Below are 16,484 nucleotides of genomic sequence, written 5' to 3'. Positions count from 1 at the left end.
TCACAAACACATTGAGACCCCCCTTTACAATTTTTGAGCCGCGAAAAACAGCCTTTGGCGGCTTTCTTTTTGTCAAATTGTGTGATAAACTCTATTTAGTCAAGGAACTAGACGGGGTAGGGGGATGGGGCATGAGTTGGACATATGAGGATTTTAAAAGGGCGATTCTGGAGCTAACCGGTATCGATTTATCCAATTACAAGGAAAAGCAGATGAAAAGGCGTATCGATTCATTGATAAGCCGTAACGGCTATGATGGGTACCAGGCATATTACCGGGCTCTTGTTGAAGATAAAGAGAAGCTAGTCCGGTTTTTGAGCTATATAACCATAAACGTCTCTGAGTTTTTTCGAAATCCCAGTCAATGGGCCGTTCTTGAAAAGGAGATAATCCCGGATTTGTTGAAAAAGCACGGCGACATCAAGATTTGGAGTGCAGCCTGTTCTACCGGCGAGGAGCCCTATTCGCTGGTGATGCTCTTGACCAAGTTTCTTCCGCTGGAGCGCATACGCATCCTGGCCACCGATATAGATCAGGAGGCGCTAAACAAAGCCAGGGAGGGCATATACGATGCCAGAAGCTTACAGGCGGTGCCACAGGAATGGGTTGATAAATATTTTAAGCCTCTCAATGGCCTTTCTGCCATTGATTCTCGGATTAAAGCGTGCGTCGACTTTAAACGCCACGACCTGTTGAAGGACCCTTTTCCAGACAATTGTCATCTCATACTGTGCAGGAACGTCATGATATATTTTACAGAAGAAGCCAAGGTGAAGGTCTACAAGAAGCTTCACGATGCGCTTCACCCGGACGGAGTATTGTTTGTGGGCAGTACCGAACAAATCATAATTCCTCAGAGGTATAAATTCCAACCGCTTAAGCCCTTTTTTTACAAGAGAATGTAAAATTCAGCCGGAGCAGAGAGCATTTATCCTGGATGCTATGTTCTCCAAATCAACTATTTCGTCGTGAAGCCCATGCTGTATGATGGCTTTCGGCATTCCGAATATGGTGCAGGTGGAAGCTGATTGTGCTATGACGTAACTGCCGGCCTTTTTGGCCTTTTGTATTCCTACCAGACCGTCATTCCCCATGCCGGTCATTATGATGCACAGGGCCTCAGGGCCGTATATCTTGCCGGCCGTTTCCATGAGCAAGTCCACCGAGGGAGCGTGTATATAGTCAAACATCTCCTTAGGGTAGAGGGAGACCACGTCCCTTTTTTCTATGGCTATGTTCATTCCACCGGGACATATGTAAACGTGGCCTGGCTGCAATACCTGATTGTGCTGGGCTTCAATCACAGACACTGCGGAGATGGAATCAAGGCGCTGTGCCAGGCTTTTTGTAAATATGGGCGGCATGTGCTGTGCTATGACTATTGGGGCGGCGATGCCGGGCTTGATGTTGGGTATGACCTCGGCCAGGGCTTTGGGTCCGCCTGTCGATATCCCTATGCAAACTATGGCATAGCTGCTTTCCGGTGGCCAAGCGCCATGTACAGCCTTATACTCGTTTAGCTGCCTGTTTTGAGCGGCGCCGTATGCGTTGCTTTCAATGGCCATATATATTTTTTTTATCAGGGTATCTTCGCTTATTTGTTCTTTTGATACATAGTCGATAGCACCGTTTTCCAATGCCTTCAGGGTAAGTTCAACTTCTTCGCTTGTTAGGGAACTTACTAGTATTACAGGGGTAGGACAAGTTGCCATGATCTTCTCCACCGCTTCTATGCCGGACATACGGGGCATCATAATATCCATTGTGACTATATCGGGGCGCAGGGCATAGACCTTTTCCACGGCCTCGATGCCGTCCCTGGCCACACCCACCACCTTTATATTGGGGTCTGATTCAATGAGCGAACGAATTCGCATCCGTATAAAGGCTGAATCGTCTGCAATCAATACTTTAATCAAAAAGATCATCTCCTATTGCGTTGTTTTAATGCATATATATTATACCAAAAATGAGGTCATGGTTGAGGCAAAATGGCAGTGGCTATTCTGTCCCTTTCGGATTGACCTGTCCACTTCTTCGGGTTATAATGATATACGAACAGCAGTTGCTCTTTTTGTTTGATGAAAAGTGTTTTGCCTGATGAATATAGCATGGCCGGTTGTATGCAAGGTGGCAAGCTTGAACATTGCAACGCTGTTTAAATGGCCTTTTTAAGATCAGCCGTGCTGTATTCAAATAAAGGTATGGGATGAAGGAGGGCTTTTATGGCTAATATCATGATTAATTTGGGATTGGCAATCCAGGAAAAGGACCTGAGAAGGTTGAGGGAAAGCCTCCAGAAGATGTCGCCCAATGATGAAATTACCATAAGGTTAGAATCTGCATACAGCTACGAGGAGGATATAATCATCAACGAACTGGAAAGGCTGGGAATGGATTACCGTTCCTATGGCGGCAAGGGTAATGACTTCTACGTTATTGTAAGGCGTAGGCTGCACTAAAAGGGCGTGATTTTATACCACGTCCTTGTTGTATATTTTGTAAATAAGATGCCATCCTATCCCCGATACAAAGTAGTCTAAAGCTGCAGGGTAGTTGAATATAATAAGCTTAGCGGGAGGGGATAGGATGATATTAAATAAGCTGGGTAAGGATATAATAGCGCTTTTGTATGTGGTGATCTTCTTCCTTTTATATGTGGCCATGGGAGAGTACAGCTTCAAGCTTGGCCCTGAGCCTGGGGTGCCGGTGGCCGGCCAGGCTGGTAATACCGCCGAACAAGATGAAGGAGAGTATAACATTTTCATTGACCTGACCGAATCTATGCTGTACTTATTTAAAGGGAACAAGCTGGTCAAGAAGTATCCCATAGCCCAGGGGAAGCCTTCTACGCCATCTCCCATTGGGGTATGGGAGATTGTTAGCAAGGCCAGGAATTGGGGTTCAGGGTTTGGTACGCGGTGGATGGGTTTAAACGTGCCCTGGGGTACCTATGGCATTCACGGGACCAACAGGCCGGAGTCTATAGGGCGCAGAGCATCTGCAGGATGCTTCCGCATGAAGAACAGGGACGTTGAGGAGCTGTATGACCTGGTGCCCTACCGCACTAAGGTGGTGGTGTACGGTGGACCCTTTGGCAACCTTGGCAGCCAGCTTGTAAGGCTGGAGCCAGGGGCACGAAACTCCCATGTGCTGGAGGTGCAGAAAAGGCTGAAGCTTTTGGGTTACTATCAAGGAAGTTTGGACGGCATATACGGAGAAGGAATGAAGTACGCCCTTTTAAAGTTTAAAAAGGAGCGTGGATTGCCTGTAAACCACTATGTGGACTGGGCTACCTACAAGGCGCTGGGGATTATCCCATTTGAGTAAGAGGAATTGGATGAATTTGAGGTTAGAAGACGTGACGGAGGTACAAAAGACATGTTAACCAAGGTGATTATAACCGAAACCGTTGATCCGTGGTGGAATCTGGCAATAGAGGAGCACCTGCTTGAAAGGGTACAGCCAGATGAGTGCGTGCTGTATCTATGGCAGAACCAAAACACCGTAGTGATTGGCAAAAACCAAAATCCCTGGAAAGAATGCAGGGTCGACCTGCTGGAAAAAGAAGGGGGTAAATTGGCCAGGCGCATCTCTGGGGGAGGAGCGGTGTTTCACGATTTGGGTAACCTGAACTTTTCTTTTCTGATGGACAGGGAAAAGTTTCATATTCCATCTCAACTGGAGGTCATTTTATCGGCTGTTCGAAAGCTGGGCGTAGATGCCCAGTTTAGCGGGCGCAACGATTTGGTGGTGGATGGCAAGAAATTTTCGGGTAACGCCTTTTGTTACCGCAAGCATTCGGCCCTGCATCACGGGACGATACTGGTATCTCTGGATTACGATAAGATGGTGAGGTACCTGCAGGTGCCCCAGCAAAAGATTCAGAGCAAGGGCATTGAGTCGGTGCGCTCCAGGGTGGTCAACCTGGTCGATATAAATCCCGGCATTACGGTAGAAGATGTCAAGGAGTCGGTGGTGGAGTGCTTCAGGCAGCTTTACGGGGAGGGAGGTCCTGTCCTGTATGCTGATGAAGTCATTGACAGACAAGAGGTTGAAAGGCTGTACCGCAAGTATTCATCGTGGGAATGGCGATACGGCGAAACACCCCGGTTCAATATGACTATAGATACCCGTTTCAGCTGGGGTGGCATAGAATTATGCTTTTTGCTTGAAAAGGGCACTATACAAAACGTCACAGTATATTCCGACGCGATGGACGAAGCGTTTATTGAGATGATACCTCAAGCCCTTAAAGGGTGCGCCTTTAATTCTCAAGCTATGGCTCAGGCGCTGTCGGATATAAATGCAAATGAAGGCCAGAGAAGGCAAATGCTGGACGATATAGTCCGATGGATACTAAACAAAGGTTTTTAGGCAGGTGATTTTTGATGGGTTTGATAGGGAACATATATGGCCTTTTGGGATACTATTGCCATGTGAGGGACAAGCTGGATAAGGCCATGCGCTTTTATGAAAAGGGTATGGCGCATGATATGACCAAGCCATCCTACAAGCTGGCTTACGGGGTTCTGCTTTTGAAAAGCGGCCAGTTCCAGAAAGCCAGAGACATATTCAGCAGCGTACTCATCGATCCCCGCTACAAGGACTCGGTGAAAAACATGGCAAAGCTAAACTTGAGCCTGGCATACTGGAAGCTGGGGGATATAGATACCGCCATCGAGATGCTCAGGGAGCTTCACAGGAAACAAAGGACTTCCAGGATATATGAAACTTTGGGGTATCTGCTCATTGAAAAAGGGAATTCGGATGAAGCGCTTAAGTACAATTTGGAAGCCGTAAAGTACGATGACGAGGACCCCGTCATACTGGATAACCTGGCTCAGACCTACTACATGATGGGCAAGCTGAAGGAGGCCAAGAGGTATTTCGAGAAAGCCGAGTCGCTTAAGGAGGACCAGGTTTCTACGCTTTATTATCTAGGGTGTATCTATCAACAGGAAGGCAACCTTCAGGCTGCCAAAGAAAAGCTTGAAAAGGCATTTGAATGCAATATAAACCCTTTGAGCACCATAAGCAGGGAGGCAATACAGCAAAAGATGGAGGAGATAAATCGTTCGCTTCAGTCTAGCAACCTCAAGTGAACGGTTTTCTTTCTGCTCTGCTGCGGGGCCATATTGACCCTGTCGGTATTTTCTGATGTACTTTCTGGTTGTGGCGCGCTATTAGGTTCAGCAGATGATGGCACCTTAATCGAAAGGTGAGCGGTGGGAGTGCCCTGCAGCGGTTGGCCCTCCATTTCCAATTCGGGGTGTATTGGGACTATAAAGTAAGTGTATTCTTTGCCGCGGTTTACCAAGGTATCGACCCACTCTACCGTATCGAAGGTTCCCGTTTTTACCTGGTGGATGAGCAAGGGAATATTTTTATCCTTTTCTAATCTATAAATGTTGTAAGCAGCAAAGGTATCTTGCGGTTTAAATGAGATGACCGGCAAGCCAGCATCATTTAACGTTACTTTGAAATCGGAAGGTGCCTGTGGGGGCACCCAGTAGTCAGATTGCTGAGTGGGTGCGGTTTCAGGGGTAAAGTATTCGGTTATAACATAAGCAGGCGGCGTAAGGGGTGATGCCAGAAGCGCCTTTCTTTGTTCTTTCAGTGCCTTGGCGTCCAGCTTGACCTCTATAATATTGGCAGGTCTTCTAAAGTCAGGTGCCTTTTTATCCTGATATATGTATCTAAATATTGCTTTTGCGACCTCGGCAGGATATTTCCCGCCTACCGCATCTGGAGGCAGATAGTGCTGTTTGTCCACATTGTCATATCCCATCCAGACTGTAATGACGTACTGCGGGTTATATGCCACAATCCAGGCGTCCTTTACACCGTCTATTCCTGCAAATTGTGCGGTATCTGGAAGTTCCACTGTGCCCGTCTTGGCTGCCAGGGGTATATTCAAGTCTTTGAGTCTGGTGGCTGTTCCGCTTTCGACGGCTGAGCGCAATATATCGTTTAAAATAAAGGCACTTTCTTCGCTCATTATCTGCTTTTTTACAGGTTTTGATTGATATACCGTTATGCCGTAAGAATTTTCTATACGGCGTATGGTGGTGTAATCCTTGTATCTTCCATTGTCAGCCAGAGCAGCGTATGCCCGCGCAAGCTGTATAGGCGTTACGCCTTTATAAAATCCGCCCAGGGCAATGGGAAGGCTGTATCTGTCCTGTTCTGCAAAGGGTATTCCAAATTTCTCGGCAAAAGAAATCCCGTTTTGAATACCTATATCTTTGAGTATGCGTACGGCAGGAACATTTATTGAATCGGCCAAGGCCTCTCTGACTGTTACCCACCCGCGGTATCTGCCACCGAAATTTGAGGGTTTGTAATCGCCAAACTGCGTTTCGGCATCCAAGACAAAGGTAGCAGGAGTGTAGCCAAAATATTCAATGGCAGGGCCATATACCAGCAAGGGCTTTATGGTTGAGCCGGGCTGTTTTGGCATTTGAATTGCTCTGTTTAACCCTTTTTGTATGATGCTTCCATTGAGATATTCTCTGCCGCCGATGATGGTACGAATCTCCCCTGATGGTACGTCAAGTATCACCAGAGCGCTTTCACAGGGGATACCGCTTGCAGGGCATCGGGGGAACAGTTGGTCATCGGAATACACTTCTTCCACATATTTCTGTAGCTCTCTGTCAAGAGTTGTGTATATCCTGTATCCCTGCGTCAGCAAGGCTTCTTCAGATATCCCGAGAATATCAGCGGCCTCCTCCAGAACCATATCCATAAAAAAGCGATGGGGATAGCTTCGGGGCGATGGTTTGGCAAACACCAGCTTTTCTGCCTTGGCTTTTTCGCCTTCTTTAGGGGAAAGGTATCCATATTTGACCATGAGGTTTATTACCAGGTCTTTCCGTTTTAGCGATTCCTCCATGTTGTTAAACGGAGAATATTTTGACGGGCTTTTAGGAATGCCTGCCAGCAAGGCCGCTTCAGCCACCGTTAAGTCCTTTGCCGACTTACCGAAATACAGCCTTGAAGCCGCTTCTATTCCATAGGTTCCTTTGCCGAAATATATCAGGTTAAGATACATCTGGAGTATCTGATCTTTGGAATACAGCCTTTCCAGCCTGTAGGCCAGGTATATCTCTTGGAGCTTTCTGTGGATGGTCTTTTTTTGCGTGAGAAAGGCGTTGCGCACCACCTGCTGGGTGATGGTGCTTGCGCCTTCTGCATATCTGCCTTGTTTAATGTTTTGAAACAGGGCCCCGAATAAACGCTTTATGTCAAAACCATGATGTCTATAGAAGCGTATATCCTCTACGGCGATAAATGCGTTTTTAACGTGGTCGGGGATTTCTGATAATGAGACTTTTATCCTGTTTTCTAAGCCATATATGCTGGTAATGAAGTCATCGTTCATATCGTATATAAACGATGATTGTTCGATGTTTTCTATTTTGCTCAGGTCAATGCCCTTCAGTTGACTGATTATGATGCTGAAGTATACGGCTGCTGACATGAGTCCAGTTATGGCAAAGCTCAACAGGCCTATAGCTATGGATCGATAGAGTGAGCGGCGATTCTTTTTTCTCTTTCTGCTCATCCGTGAAGGTATCGGTTCGTGCTGGTTCATAGGGAATAACCTCCTGCCACAGCCTCAATCTCATCTTGATTATTCCCTATAAACCGGAAAATTAAACTAAATTAAAAAGGCTCCTTGTTGGAGCCCTTGTTAACTGTTAAAATCTTTTACAATATGCATTTCACCCAGTCCGCGCTCTACGTTCATCTCGTAAATTCGGTTAGCCTCTAGTTTTTGGGCGATGATGGAGGCAGCTTTCTTAGGGTCAATGCGTTTGCCGCAGGTAAAAACATCGATGCTGGCATACCCGTGTTCGGGGAAGGTGTGGATGGCCAAGTGGGACTCGGAAACTATTACCACTCCTGACACGCCCTGAGGTGCAAACTGGTGAAACGTTACTTCCCTCACTTCAGCACCCGCTTGCAGCGCAGCGTCAGTCATCATTTTTTCAACGAATTTGATGTCGTTCAATAGTTCCCGATTGCATTCCCAAAGTTCCAAAATGCAGTGCCTCGAATAGGTATCCATCAGCAAAACCCCCTTTATATAAAATTTTTAAGTATCCACTTACGGGGGTAGGTTAGTACAACTGATGTCCTAGTCCCCGTATAAAGGACAGGCTCAGCAGATGTCCCAACCCTTTGATAAATGGATACTTTCTTTAGCAAAACCTTTGCATGCTGCACTATACTTTAGCATAAATCGAAAAAAAAATCAATTACTATTCTCCAAATTTTTGAGTAAATTTAATAGGTTTTTTGAACTTGCAATGATATATATAATGATATATACTCTTATATATAAGAGGTCTGGCATTCCTACAAAGTGTACAACCTCTATACATGAGACGAACGGGGGTGAGAAGGGTGCACAGTGCGAAAAAGAGGATGTGGATACTGGCGTCCATATTGTTGCTGGCAGTCATCGGGTATTATATATACCTCTATTTTGAGCCAGATCCCCAGCGAATTTCGTACAACGAATTCATAAGGGCGGTGGATAAGGGAAAGGTAGCCAAAGTCTATCTTGATGATAGAGACCTGCTCAGGGGTGAGTTCAAGGGTGGTACCGAATTTATAACCGATAATCCACGAAAAGAAGGGTTTAAGGAGGAACTGCTCAAAAAGGGCATCGCCGTGGACGAGATGGCCCGTCAATCTCAAATAAGAGATACAGGGAGTTTCCTCATCACCATGGGTGTGTTTGGAGGCTTTTTGTATTTTCTGTCGACTAAAACGGTGAAGCAAGCGCAGGGGGGTATGGGAAAGATATCATCGATCTCGGTATACCCCGAGGACGACAAAAAGGTTACTTTTGATGACGTGGCTGGAATCGATGAAGCCAGAGAGAGCATGAAGGATGTGATAGATTTTATAAGAAATCCTGAGAAGTATGCGCGGTACGGGGCAAGGTTACCGAGGGGTATTATACTCTACGGTCCGCCTGGAACGGGTAAAACCTTGCTTGCGAAGGCCGTAGCCGGGGAAGCCGGGGTACCCTTCTATGCCGTATCAGGTTCCGATTTTGTGCAGGTGTACGTAGGCGTAGGGGCGGGAAGGATCCGTGACCTGTTTAAGAAAGCGAGGGAGAGCGGCAAGTGTGTGATATTTATAGATGAGATTGATGCCCTGGGCAAAAAGAGGGATAGGGGTATCGATGGAGGGGGCAATGATGAACGCGATCAGACTTTAAACGCTCTTTTGGCCGAAATGTCGGGCTTTAAGGATAACGAAGGTATTGTGGTCATAGGTGCCACCAATCGCCTGGATGTATTGGATCCAGCATTGCTTCGGCCGGGGAGATTTGACAGGCATATTGAGGTTGGGCTACCCGATGTAAAAGGACGGTATGAGATCCTGAAGCTTCACAGCAGAGGCAAGCCCCTTTCAAGCGACGTCGACCTTTACAAGGTGGCGCAGCAGACGGTATACTTCAGCGGAGCCAAGCTGGAGAGCCTGATGAATGAGGCGGCTATACTGGCGGCAAAGAGGGACAGCGGGTACATCGAACAGTCGGATATAGACAAGGCATTTTATATTGTCATGGCCGGCCTGGAGAAAAAGGACAGGAGCACTATAGACAGGTTTGACCGTGAGATTACCGCATTCCATGAAGCGGGGCATGCGCTGGTGACCAAGTTGATAGCACCAGAACACAGCGTTTCAAGGGTTACCATAATACCCAGTACCAAAGGGATGGGCGGGTTCAGCATGAACATCCCTCCCGACAGGATGTATTACAGGAAGAGGGATATGGAAAACACCATTAAAATAGCCCTGGCTGGCCGAGCGGCCGAAGAGATAGTATTTGGCCAGGACAACGTCACCACCGGTGCTTCCAATGACCTGGAAAGGGCTACAGAGGTGCTGCTCGACATGATAAGGCGCTTCGGTATGGGCAAAAGTACAGGGCTTCTCAACTATGACGTTCTCTACAGCAACGGCATACGGCAGGTCTCAGACGAGGTGCTTACACAGTGCAGTGAGACCATGAACATTTTCTATGAAGAAGTAAAAGGTCTGCTCATTATGCATAGGGATACACTTGAGGCCATAGCAACAGCCCTGCTGGAGAAGGAAACCCTCGACGAAGACGCGCTTGATCAGATCATAATGGAGCGCGACAAAGGGCGAGAGACGGCATAAAATTAGAACCATTTGAGAGCCTCCCTCATATATTGTATAGCGAAAAGGTATAATTTGATAAATATGGGGGAGGCGGTACCTTGAACTACAACGATCATTTGTGGATACCTGAATGCATGTACCCAGTGGAATACCACCACAGGTACGGGTATATGGTTCCCTGGATGGAGCCCGAAGTTTATGACGACATGGTGTATCCCGTTATGTATCCTGAGATATACTACAAAATATATCCTTATGTGTGCAGGATATGTGACGAGATGGATGACCCTTACGTTCTCTATCCCAGCCAAGCTCAGATAGAGGACATGATAAACAGGTGTTATGACCTATGCGTAAAAGAGATGCCGGAACTGGAGGAGTATGCAGGGGCCAAAATGCAGGAGAAGCTGGATGCCGAAAACCTCCAGTTTGAACGTCGACGGACTCCCATATTGAGGGATTTGATTGCCATCATACTCCTGTCTGAACTCTTCCGCAGGCGAAGGAGATTTTTTCCACGTAGGTGGTAACGGTTATTATTGAATTTCAAAGCTTGAAGCGGCAGGAATTCCTGCTGCTTTTTATTTTATATGCCAACGTTTAAATAAAGCTTAAATGGATATAATATGGAAAAAGCGCCATTTTATGAGGAGAAAGGGTGATTGGGTGAACAACAGAGTATTGAAGGTATTGCCCAGGGGACAGGACAAAAGCGCCAGGCAATTGAGGCGGCAGGGTTTTGTACCTGCTATTTATTATGGCGGCAATCAAGCGCCACGTCAGCTTGTAGCCAGCAGGAGAGAATTAAACTCTTTGATGCGTCAGCTTGGCGAGTCTGCTCTTTTTGAGATAGCCATGGAAGAGGATGTAAGAACCGTAATATTGAAAGAGGTTCAACGGGATCCGGTCACCCGGGAGGTCATTCACATAGATCTGCAGGATTTAGCGCATAACGAAAAAGTGGGCATGAACATACCCATAAGGCTTGTGGGAGCCGATGAGCTGGAAAGCAAGGGAAGGGTTTTGCAGCGACAGGCCGAAACCGTCAATGTGGAAGGCTATGCGCATTTGCTGCCGTCCCACATCGATGTTTACGTTGGCGATATGGAACCAGGAGACGTCATAAAAGTATGCGATTTGAGGGTGGATGGTGATATAGCTATACTGGACCCACTGGACAGGATCGTTGCAATCGTGCTAACGCCTGAATAAACTCGCGAGGTTATTGAATTTTGTATCTTTTTGTTGTAAACTGGTAAAGGAAAATACATAAGGGAGAGGGTTTGGAGGAAGCTATGAAGTACGTATACGCTATTCTAACCGTTGTTGAAAACAATCCTATAATGCAAACCTATGTAAGCGATAAGCCCATGACTGGCAGGCAGCTGCTGGACGAGGTCATACTCACCGAAGAAGAGAAGAGAAAGTACAAGGACTGGACCGATGCAAGAAAGATAATCGAGGACATGAACAAGACGCAGTCAATCAGGGTGGAAATACAGGAGGTAGAGGTTCCGTAACACAAAAATCCCTTCGACAAATACCGAAGGGATTTTTGTGTGTTTTTAATATAGAATACAAAAATAGCCAATATTCGCTGAAGGAGAATTGAAGCAAATGAAGAATATATAAGTGTATTTATGCCTGTAAGCTGGAGGGGGGATTTTCTTGCAGGTCTCGAGCCGTAAAACCAAACACACGCTTGTGGTCAAAGTAGAAGGGGAACTGGACCATCATACTGCCGATACAGTACGTGAGCGGCTGGATAGCATACTTGAGGATCCAAGTATAAAGTACATCGTATTTGATTTGAGCCAGCTAAAGTTCATGGATAGTTCAGGTATTGGGGTGTTTATTGGGAGGTATAAAGTGGTTTCACAGCGAGGCGGCACGGTTTCGGTGGCTCATGTCACACCCCAGATTAATAAGGTGTTGGAGGTGTCGGGCCTTTACAGGATAATAAAGAAATACAACAGCCTTGAAGAAGCGCTGGCCGACATAGGGGGGTGTGATGAATAGTGGAAGTCATAAACGAGATGCGCTTGGAATTCCCAAGCAAATCACAGAATGAATCATTTGCCAGGGTTACTGTTGCTGCCTTTGCAGCTCAGCTTGATCCCACATTAGAGGAGATTGCTGATATAAAGACCGCCGTGTCGGAGGCTGTGACTAATGCTATCATTCACGGTTATGAGAACACAATAGGTATTGTAACCGTAATAGCAAAGCTCTATGAAGGAAAAATCGAGATCGAAGTCATAGACAAGGGTAAGGGAATAGAGGATATAGAGAAGGCGAGGCAACCGCTTTATACCTCAAAGCCTGAGTTGGAACGCTCTGGGATGGGGTTTACCGTCATGGAAACTTTTATGGATGAAGTAGAGGTGATTTCCGCTCCGGGCCAGGGTACACGGGTTAAACTGGTAAAATACCTAAAGAGTACTGGTGGAGAGCTGGGGAGAGAATGATGGATACGTTTGAAGCCTTTGACCGGGAAAAAGGGAAGGAAACGGTTTCGCAAAATGAAATACTGAATCTGATAGTCAGGGCTCAGGATGGGGATGAACAGGCAAAAGAGGAGCTTGTGAAGAGAAATATCGCTCTTGTAAAGAGCATCGTAAAGCGTTTTTTGAACAGGGGCTATGAATACGAGGACCTGTTTCAGATAGGGGTCATTGGGCTTATCAAGGCCATAAATAACTATGACCCCAAGTTCAATGTGCAATTTTCCACTTATGCCGTTCCCATGATAATGGGTGAGATTAAACGCTTCCTGAGGGATGATGGCCCCATAAAGGTGAGCAGGTCATTGAAAGAGCTGGCAAGCAAGGCTCAGACGGTCAAGGAGCAGCTTAAGAATAGGCTGTGCCGAGAACCCACCATCAATGAGATTGCGAGCGAAATGGGTGTTTCGCCAGAAGAAATAGTCCATGCAATGGAAGCAAACCGTATCCCTTCATCCATATACGATATCATATATGAAGATGATGACAATCCTATATTGCTGATCGATAAAATCCATCAGGATACCAGTCAAATGGGAAAGCTTATAGACCGTATTATGTTGAAGGAAATGCTCGCAAAGTTGGATAGAAGGGAAAGGGCGATTATCATAATGCGGTATTTTCAGGATAGAACCCAGAGCGACATTGCAAACGAATTGGGCATATCCCAGGTACAGGTTTCAAGGATTGAAAAAAAGGTCCTTTTGAAAATGAGGAAGATGCTATGAAGATGTCCGGTTGGCCGGACGTTTATTTTTTTTTGGATAAAAAGGCAGGTTGAGCGCATAATAAAGGTAAAGTGGAATTTAAGATAATTGTTAGGAGGGATGGCGAATGAGAGCCAGGGTTAAAGGCATGGCCGTTGCTATGGTCTCTATTTTGCTTTTGGCAGCAGTTGCGGTTTCTATATGGTTAGTGTTCTACAAAGGCATAAAGCAGGATAAAACTTATTCAGGGGCTCGATTCGTCTATGAGGAGGTAGAGGATAGAACCACCGTTTGAGGTTAAAGAATAAAGGAAGAACCGAATTATGGGGCAGATAAATCAAAGTAATTTTGTTTTTTTTCAATTTAAACCGAATATCGTAAAGAAGAGCGGAAAACCTGTATATCTTACAGATGCAATAGACATCTTTTGCTCTCAACACGTGGAAGAGGCCATAAGAGATATCGTGATATTGCCGGCCCACCACGACAGAAATCATATTGTAACTGCTATTGAGGTCATAAGGCTTATCAATGAAAGCACGGGAATCTCTGACATACATGTGATTGGTGATGGAAAAGCACTTATAGAATACAAGGAGCAGAAGCCTTCAAATGCCTTAATTGAGTGGCTCAGGCTGGTGGCGACGGCTTTACTGCTGATGATTGGCTCAGGGCTGGCCATAATGTATTTTCATGCCGATGTTAACATGCATCAGGTGCACAGCGCCCTGCATTATATCATTACCGGAGAAAAGAGCGCGCGGCCGCTTCTTATAAGTATCCCGTATTCCATAGGTATAGGTATAGGCATAGCTGTGTTCTTTGACGTTTTTTCTATTGGCAAAAAGAAGAAAAAACCGGGGCCTCTGGAGTTGGAAGTATATACTTACGAAAAGGAGATCTCTTCCTATAGAAAGGACGAGGAGGAGAACGAGGGAGATTGAAGTGGGAATCAATGTTGCTTGAGGTGCTTATTGGTTTGGCCGGTGGATTGGTGGTGGGCGGAGGGTTATCAACGCTTTTTATAGCCCTGGGTATTGCACCCAGGCTTGTCTCTCTAAGCGGTAAAAAGAAGTATATGTTTCTCGTTAAACTGTCAATTTTGGCGGGGACGTTTTTGTCTTCGCTGGTATATGTGATGGACCTGAGATTTTCTATAGGGAAATTTGCGCTCTCTGTTATAGCCATATTTATGGGCATATTTGTTGGGATGCTGGCTTCGGCGCTGGCAGAAGTACTAGACGTTCTATATATAGTTGCAAGCTATGCCGAAATAATAAAATTTATATATATTCTGGTTTTTGCCATAATAATAGGTAAAATAGCGGGTTCGCTCATTTACTGGTTAGCACCAGGATTTTACTAAAAAGGATTATAATGGATAAATACGGCTTAGGTGTATAAAGTTTGAGGGTGTGAAAGCGATGAAATATTATCATCAGATAAAGAAAATGGGACCAGAAATGAAAAACATTGAAGAAAAAGAGGAAAGGCATGACCTGATAAAGAAGCTGTCATATAGTAGGGACTCGAAAAACAAAAAGAATAATTCAATGATGACGGTGGAATAAATTAAATTAGCGGCTTAAAAAAACAGGTTGAAAGGGGTTTTGAGAAGGTGGATGTCAAACAGCAAAAACTAAACAAGGAGTACCAGATATATGTTCAACGAAAGATGCCCAAGTCAAACCTTTTGAGGGACTGTATATTGGCATTTTTGGTAGGGGGACTCATATGTACAATAGGCCAGGCTGTAAACAATTTTGGGAAAAGCTATTTCAATTTGAATACCGAAGAGGCTTCGGCTTTTACCGCAATAGTGATGATTTTTATAGGTGCGCTGCTGACGGGACTGGGAGTTTACGACGATATAGGAAAGTATGGTGGTGCTGGGTCGGTAGTGCCCATTACCGGATTTGCCAACTCCATAGTATCGCCTGCTATGGAATTCAAAAAGGAAGGATACGTGTTTGGAGTTGGATCCAAGCTGTTTTCCATAGCCGGCCCTGTTTTGGTGTACGGTATTACCGCATCAGTACTGGTTGGATTAATATACTTCTTTGTAAAGTGAGGGAATTATATGGCAAAGCATCGATTGGGCGGTCAAACCATAAAGCTTGAGAATCCTCCTTGTATCCTTTCCAGGGCTACAATAGTAGGGAAAAAAGAGGGGCAGGGACCGCTGGGAGAATATTTCGATGTGGTTCTGGAAGACAGTCTATGGGGCGAAAAGACATGGGAAAAGGCAGAATGTCGCATGTATCAGGAAGCGGCCAAAATGGCAATTACCAGGGCTGGAAAGCAGCCACAGGACATAAACTATTTATTTGGTGGCGACCTGCTCAATCAAATTATAACCGCAAACTTGGCGGCCAGGAGTCTGGGGATACCCTTCTTCGGACTGTATGGAGCTTGTTCGACCTTGACGGAATCCATGTCTTTGGGTGCTATGGTTATTAGTGCAGGATACGCTGATCTTGTGCTGTGTGTTACTTCCAGCCATTTCTGCACTGCTGAGAGGCAGTACCGGTTTCCGCTGGAGATGGGAACTCAACGTCCCCCCACCGCACAGTGGACTGTAACAGGAGCAGGTGCCTTTTTGCTGTCCAACCATATGAAACCCCCTTATATTACCCATATAACCACTGGCAAGGTTATAGATTATGGCATAACCGACACCAATAACATGGGGGCCGCGATGGCTCCAGCAGCGGCGGCTACTATAAAAGCGCACTTCGAAGATACCCAGCAGGGGCCCGATGCGTATGACCTAATTGTGACGGGGGACTTGGGCAGGTTTGGAAGGGAGCTGACCATTGACCTTTTGAAGAAAGAAGGCTATGACATAAGCGATCGATTAATCGATTGTGGATGCGAGATATACAGCAAAGATCAGGATGTGCATGCAGGTGGCAGTGGGTGTGGATGCTCTGCAGTGGTTTTTGGTGCTTATATTCTAAGAAAGATGGAGGAAGGCGTATACAAGCGGATTTTGCTCTTGTCAACAGGTGCTCTTCTCAGTACCACCAGTTGCCAGCAGGGCGAGTCCATACCAGGCATTGCACATGCTGTAACCATCGATATGGATAGGGGATGA

21 protein-coding genes are annotated in these 16,484 nt (G+C 45.9%); 18 read left to right on the top strand and 3 right to left on the bottom strand.

The genetic code is table 11. From position 1 onward, the window contains the following. Nucleotides 1–131: 131 nt before the first annotated feature. Nucleotides 132–905 (top strand): CheR family methyltransferase, encoded by a 774-nt coding sequence (locus KVG29_RS06395; RefSeq protein ID WP_252227410.1) that lies wholly within the window; start codon nucleotides 132–134, stop codon nucleotides 903–905. Nucleotides 906–908: 3 nt separating this feature from the next. On the opposite strand, the gene KVG29_RS06390 is transcribed toward KVG29_RS06395, so the two are convergent. Then, entirely contained in the window at nucleotides 909–1,928 is a 1,020-nt protein-coding gene (locus KVG29_RS06390; RefSeq protein WP_420840534.1) for a protein-glutamate methylesterase/protein-glutamine glutaminase, read from the bottom strand. Between the two features lie 297 nt (nucleotides 1,929–2,225). On the opposite strand from KVG29_RS06390, the gene KVG29_RS06385 reads away from it, so the two are divergent. The 4 genes from KVG29_RS06385 (at nucleotide 2,226) to KVG29_RS06370 (ending at nucleotide 5,105) form a co-directional block, all read left to right on the top strand. Further along, entirely contained in the window at nucleotides 2,226–2,462 is a 237-nt protein-coding gene (locus tag KVG29_RS06385) for a hypothetical protein (protein WP_025746552.1), read from the top strand. 127 nt (nucleotides 2,463–2,589) lie between these two features. Continuing rightward, nucleotides 2,590–3,330 carry a L,D-transpeptidase family protein gene (locus KVG29_RS06380; RefSeq protein ID WP_252227408.1) on the top strand — a complete coding sequence of 247 codons (741 nt, stop codon included), beginning with the start codon at nucleotides 2,590–2,592 and terminating at the stop codon, nucleotides 3,328–3,330. A gap of 51 nt (nucleotides 3,331–3,381) precedes the next feature. After that, complete coding sequence (locus KVG29_RS06375; RefSeq protein ID WP_252227407.1) at nucleotides 3,382–4,377, top strand: lipoate--protein ligase; 996 nt, start codon at nucleotides 3,382–3,384, stop codon at nucleotides 4,375–4,377. A gap of 14 nt (nucleotides 4,378–4,391) precedes the next feature. Further along, nucleotides 4,392–5,105 carry a tetratricopeptide repeat protein gene (locus tag KVG29_RS06370; RefSeq protein ID WP_252227406.1) on the top strand — a complete coding sequence of 238 codons (714 nt, stop codon included), beginning with the start codon at nucleotides 4,392–4,394 and terminating at the stop codon, nucleotides 5,103–5,105. On the opposite strand, the gene KVG29_RS06365 is transcribed toward KVG29_RS06370, so the two are convergent. After that, entirely contained in the window at nucleotides 5,084–7,600 is a 2,517-nt protein-coding gene (locus tag KVG29_RS06365) for a transglycosylase domain-containing protein (RefSeq protein WP_252227405.1), read from the bottom strand. The two genes, KVG29_RS06370 and KVG29_RS06365, sit on opposite strands and share 22 nt — an antisense overlap. Nucleotides 7,601–7,699: 99 nt before the next feature. Next, nucleotides 7,700–8,077 (bottom strand): adenosylmethionine decarboxylase, encoded by a 378-nt coding sequence (speD, locus tag KVG29_RS06360; protein WP_252227404.1) that lies wholly within the window; start codon nucleotides 8,075–8,077, stop codon nucleotides 7,700–7,702. Between the two features lie 314 nt (nucleotides 8,078–8,391). On the opposite strand from speD, the gene ftsH reads away from it, so the two are divergent. The 13 genes from ftsH (at nucleotide 8,392) to spoVAD (ending at nucleotide 16,484) form a co-directional block, all read left to right on the top strand. After that, nucleotides 8,392–10,194, top strand: coding sequence for an ATP-dependent zinc metalloprotease FtsH (gene ftsH, locus KVG29_RS06355; protein WP_252227403.1), 1,803 nt, complete (start codon nucleotides 8,392–8,394; stop codon nucleotides 10,192–10,194). Between the two features lie 80 nt (nucleotides 10,195–10,274). After that, nucleotides 10,275–10,706, top strand: a complete 432-nt coding sequence (locus tag KVG29_RS06350; RefSeq protein WP_252227402.1) for a hypothetical protein — start codon at nucleotides 10,275–10,277, stop codon at nucleotides 10,704–10,706. 136 nt (nucleotides 10,707–10,842) lie between these two features. Continuing rightward, nucleotides 10,843–11,388 carry a 50S ribosomal protein L25 gene (locus KVG29_RS06345; protein ID WP_252227401.1) on the top strand — a complete coding sequence of 182 codons (546 nt, stop codon included), beginning with the start codon at nucleotides 10,843–10,845 and terminating at the stop codon, nucleotides 11,386–11,388. A gap of 83 nt (nucleotides 11,389–11,471) precedes the next feature. After that, nucleotides 11,472–11,696, top strand: a complete 225-nt coding sequence (locus KVG29_RS06340) for a hypothetical protein (protein ID WP_252227400.1) — start codon at nucleotides 11,472–11,474, stop codon at nucleotides 11,694–11,696. Nucleotides 11,697–11,844: 148 nt separating this feature from the next. Beyond that, on the top strand, nucleotides 11,845–12,195 hold the full coding sequence (gene spoIIAA / locus KVG29_RS06335; protein ID WP_252227399.1) for an anti-sigma F factor antagonist: 351 nt from the start codon (nucleotides 11,845–11,847) through the stop codon (nucleotides 12,193–12,195). After that, on the top strand, nucleotides 12,195–12,644 hold the full coding sequence (gene spoIIAB, locus KVG29_RS06330) for an anti-sigma F factor (RefSeq protein ID WP_420840533.1): 450 nt from the start codon (nucleotides 12,195–12,197) through the stop codon (nucleotides 12,642–12,644). Before spoIIAA ends, spoIIAB begins: the two co-directional genes overlap by 1 nt. Then, nucleotides 12,644–13,408: an RNA polymerase sporulation sigma factor SigF gene (gene sigF, locus KVG29_RS06325; RefSeq protein WP_252227398.1), complete on the top strand. Its 765-nt coding sequence runs from the start codon at nucleotides 12,644–12,646 to the stop codon at nucleotides 13,406–13,408. Before spoIIAB ends, sigF begins: the two co-directional genes overlap by 1 nt. Nucleotides 13,409–13,514: 106 nt before the next feature. Next, nucleotides 13,515–13,682, top strand: coding sequence for a hypothetical protein (locus tag KVG29_RS06320; protein WP_252227397.1), 168 nt, complete (start codon nucleotides 13,515–13,517; stop codon nucleotides 13,680–13,682). 28 nt (nucleotides 13,683–13,710) lie between these two features. Further along, nucleotides 13,711–14,331 carry a stage V sporulation protein AA gene (locus KVG29_RS06315; protein ID WP_252227396.1) on the top strand — a complete coding sequence of 207 codons (621 nt, stop codon included), beginning with the start codon at nucleotides 13,711–13,713 and terminating at the stop codon, nucleotides 14,329–14,331. Further along, entirely contained in the window at nucleotides 14,328–14,753 is a 426-nt protein-coding gene (locus KVG29_RS06310) for a stage V sporulation protein AB (protein WP_252227395.1), read from the top strand. Before KVG29_RS06315 ends, KVG29_RS06310 begins: the two co-directional genes overlap by 4 nt. Before the next feature lie 58 nt (nucleotides 14,754–14,811). Next, nucleotides 14,812–14,958, top strand: coding sequence for a hypothetical protein (locus KVG29_RS06305; protein ID WP_252227394.1), 147 nt, complete (start codon nucleotides 14,812–14,814; stop codon nucleotides 14,956–14,958). Nucleotides 14,959–15,005: 47 nt separating this feature from the next. Beyond that, nucleotides 15,006–15,458 (top strand): stage V sporulation protein AC, encoded by a 453-nt coding sequence (gene spoVAC, locus KVG29_RS06300; RefSeq protein ID WP_252227393.1) that lies wholly within the window; start codon nucleotides 15,006–15,008, stop codon nucleotides 15,456–15,458. A 9-nt stretch (nucleotides 15,459–15,467) separates the two neighbouring features. Beyond that, a complete protein-coding gene (spoVAD, locus tag KVG29_RS06295; protein ID WP_252227392.1) occupies nucleotides 15,468–16,484 on the top strand; it encodes a stage V sporulation protein AD in 1,017 nt (338 codons plus the stop codon).

Source organism: Caldicoprobacter algeriensis (genome assembly GCF_023838525.1).
GTDB lineage: Bacteria > Bacillota > Clostridia > Caldicoprobacterales > Caldicoprobacteraceae > Caldicoprobacter > Caldicoprobacter algeriensis.
This window is presented reverse-complemented; position numbering and strand designations above follow the sequence as displayed.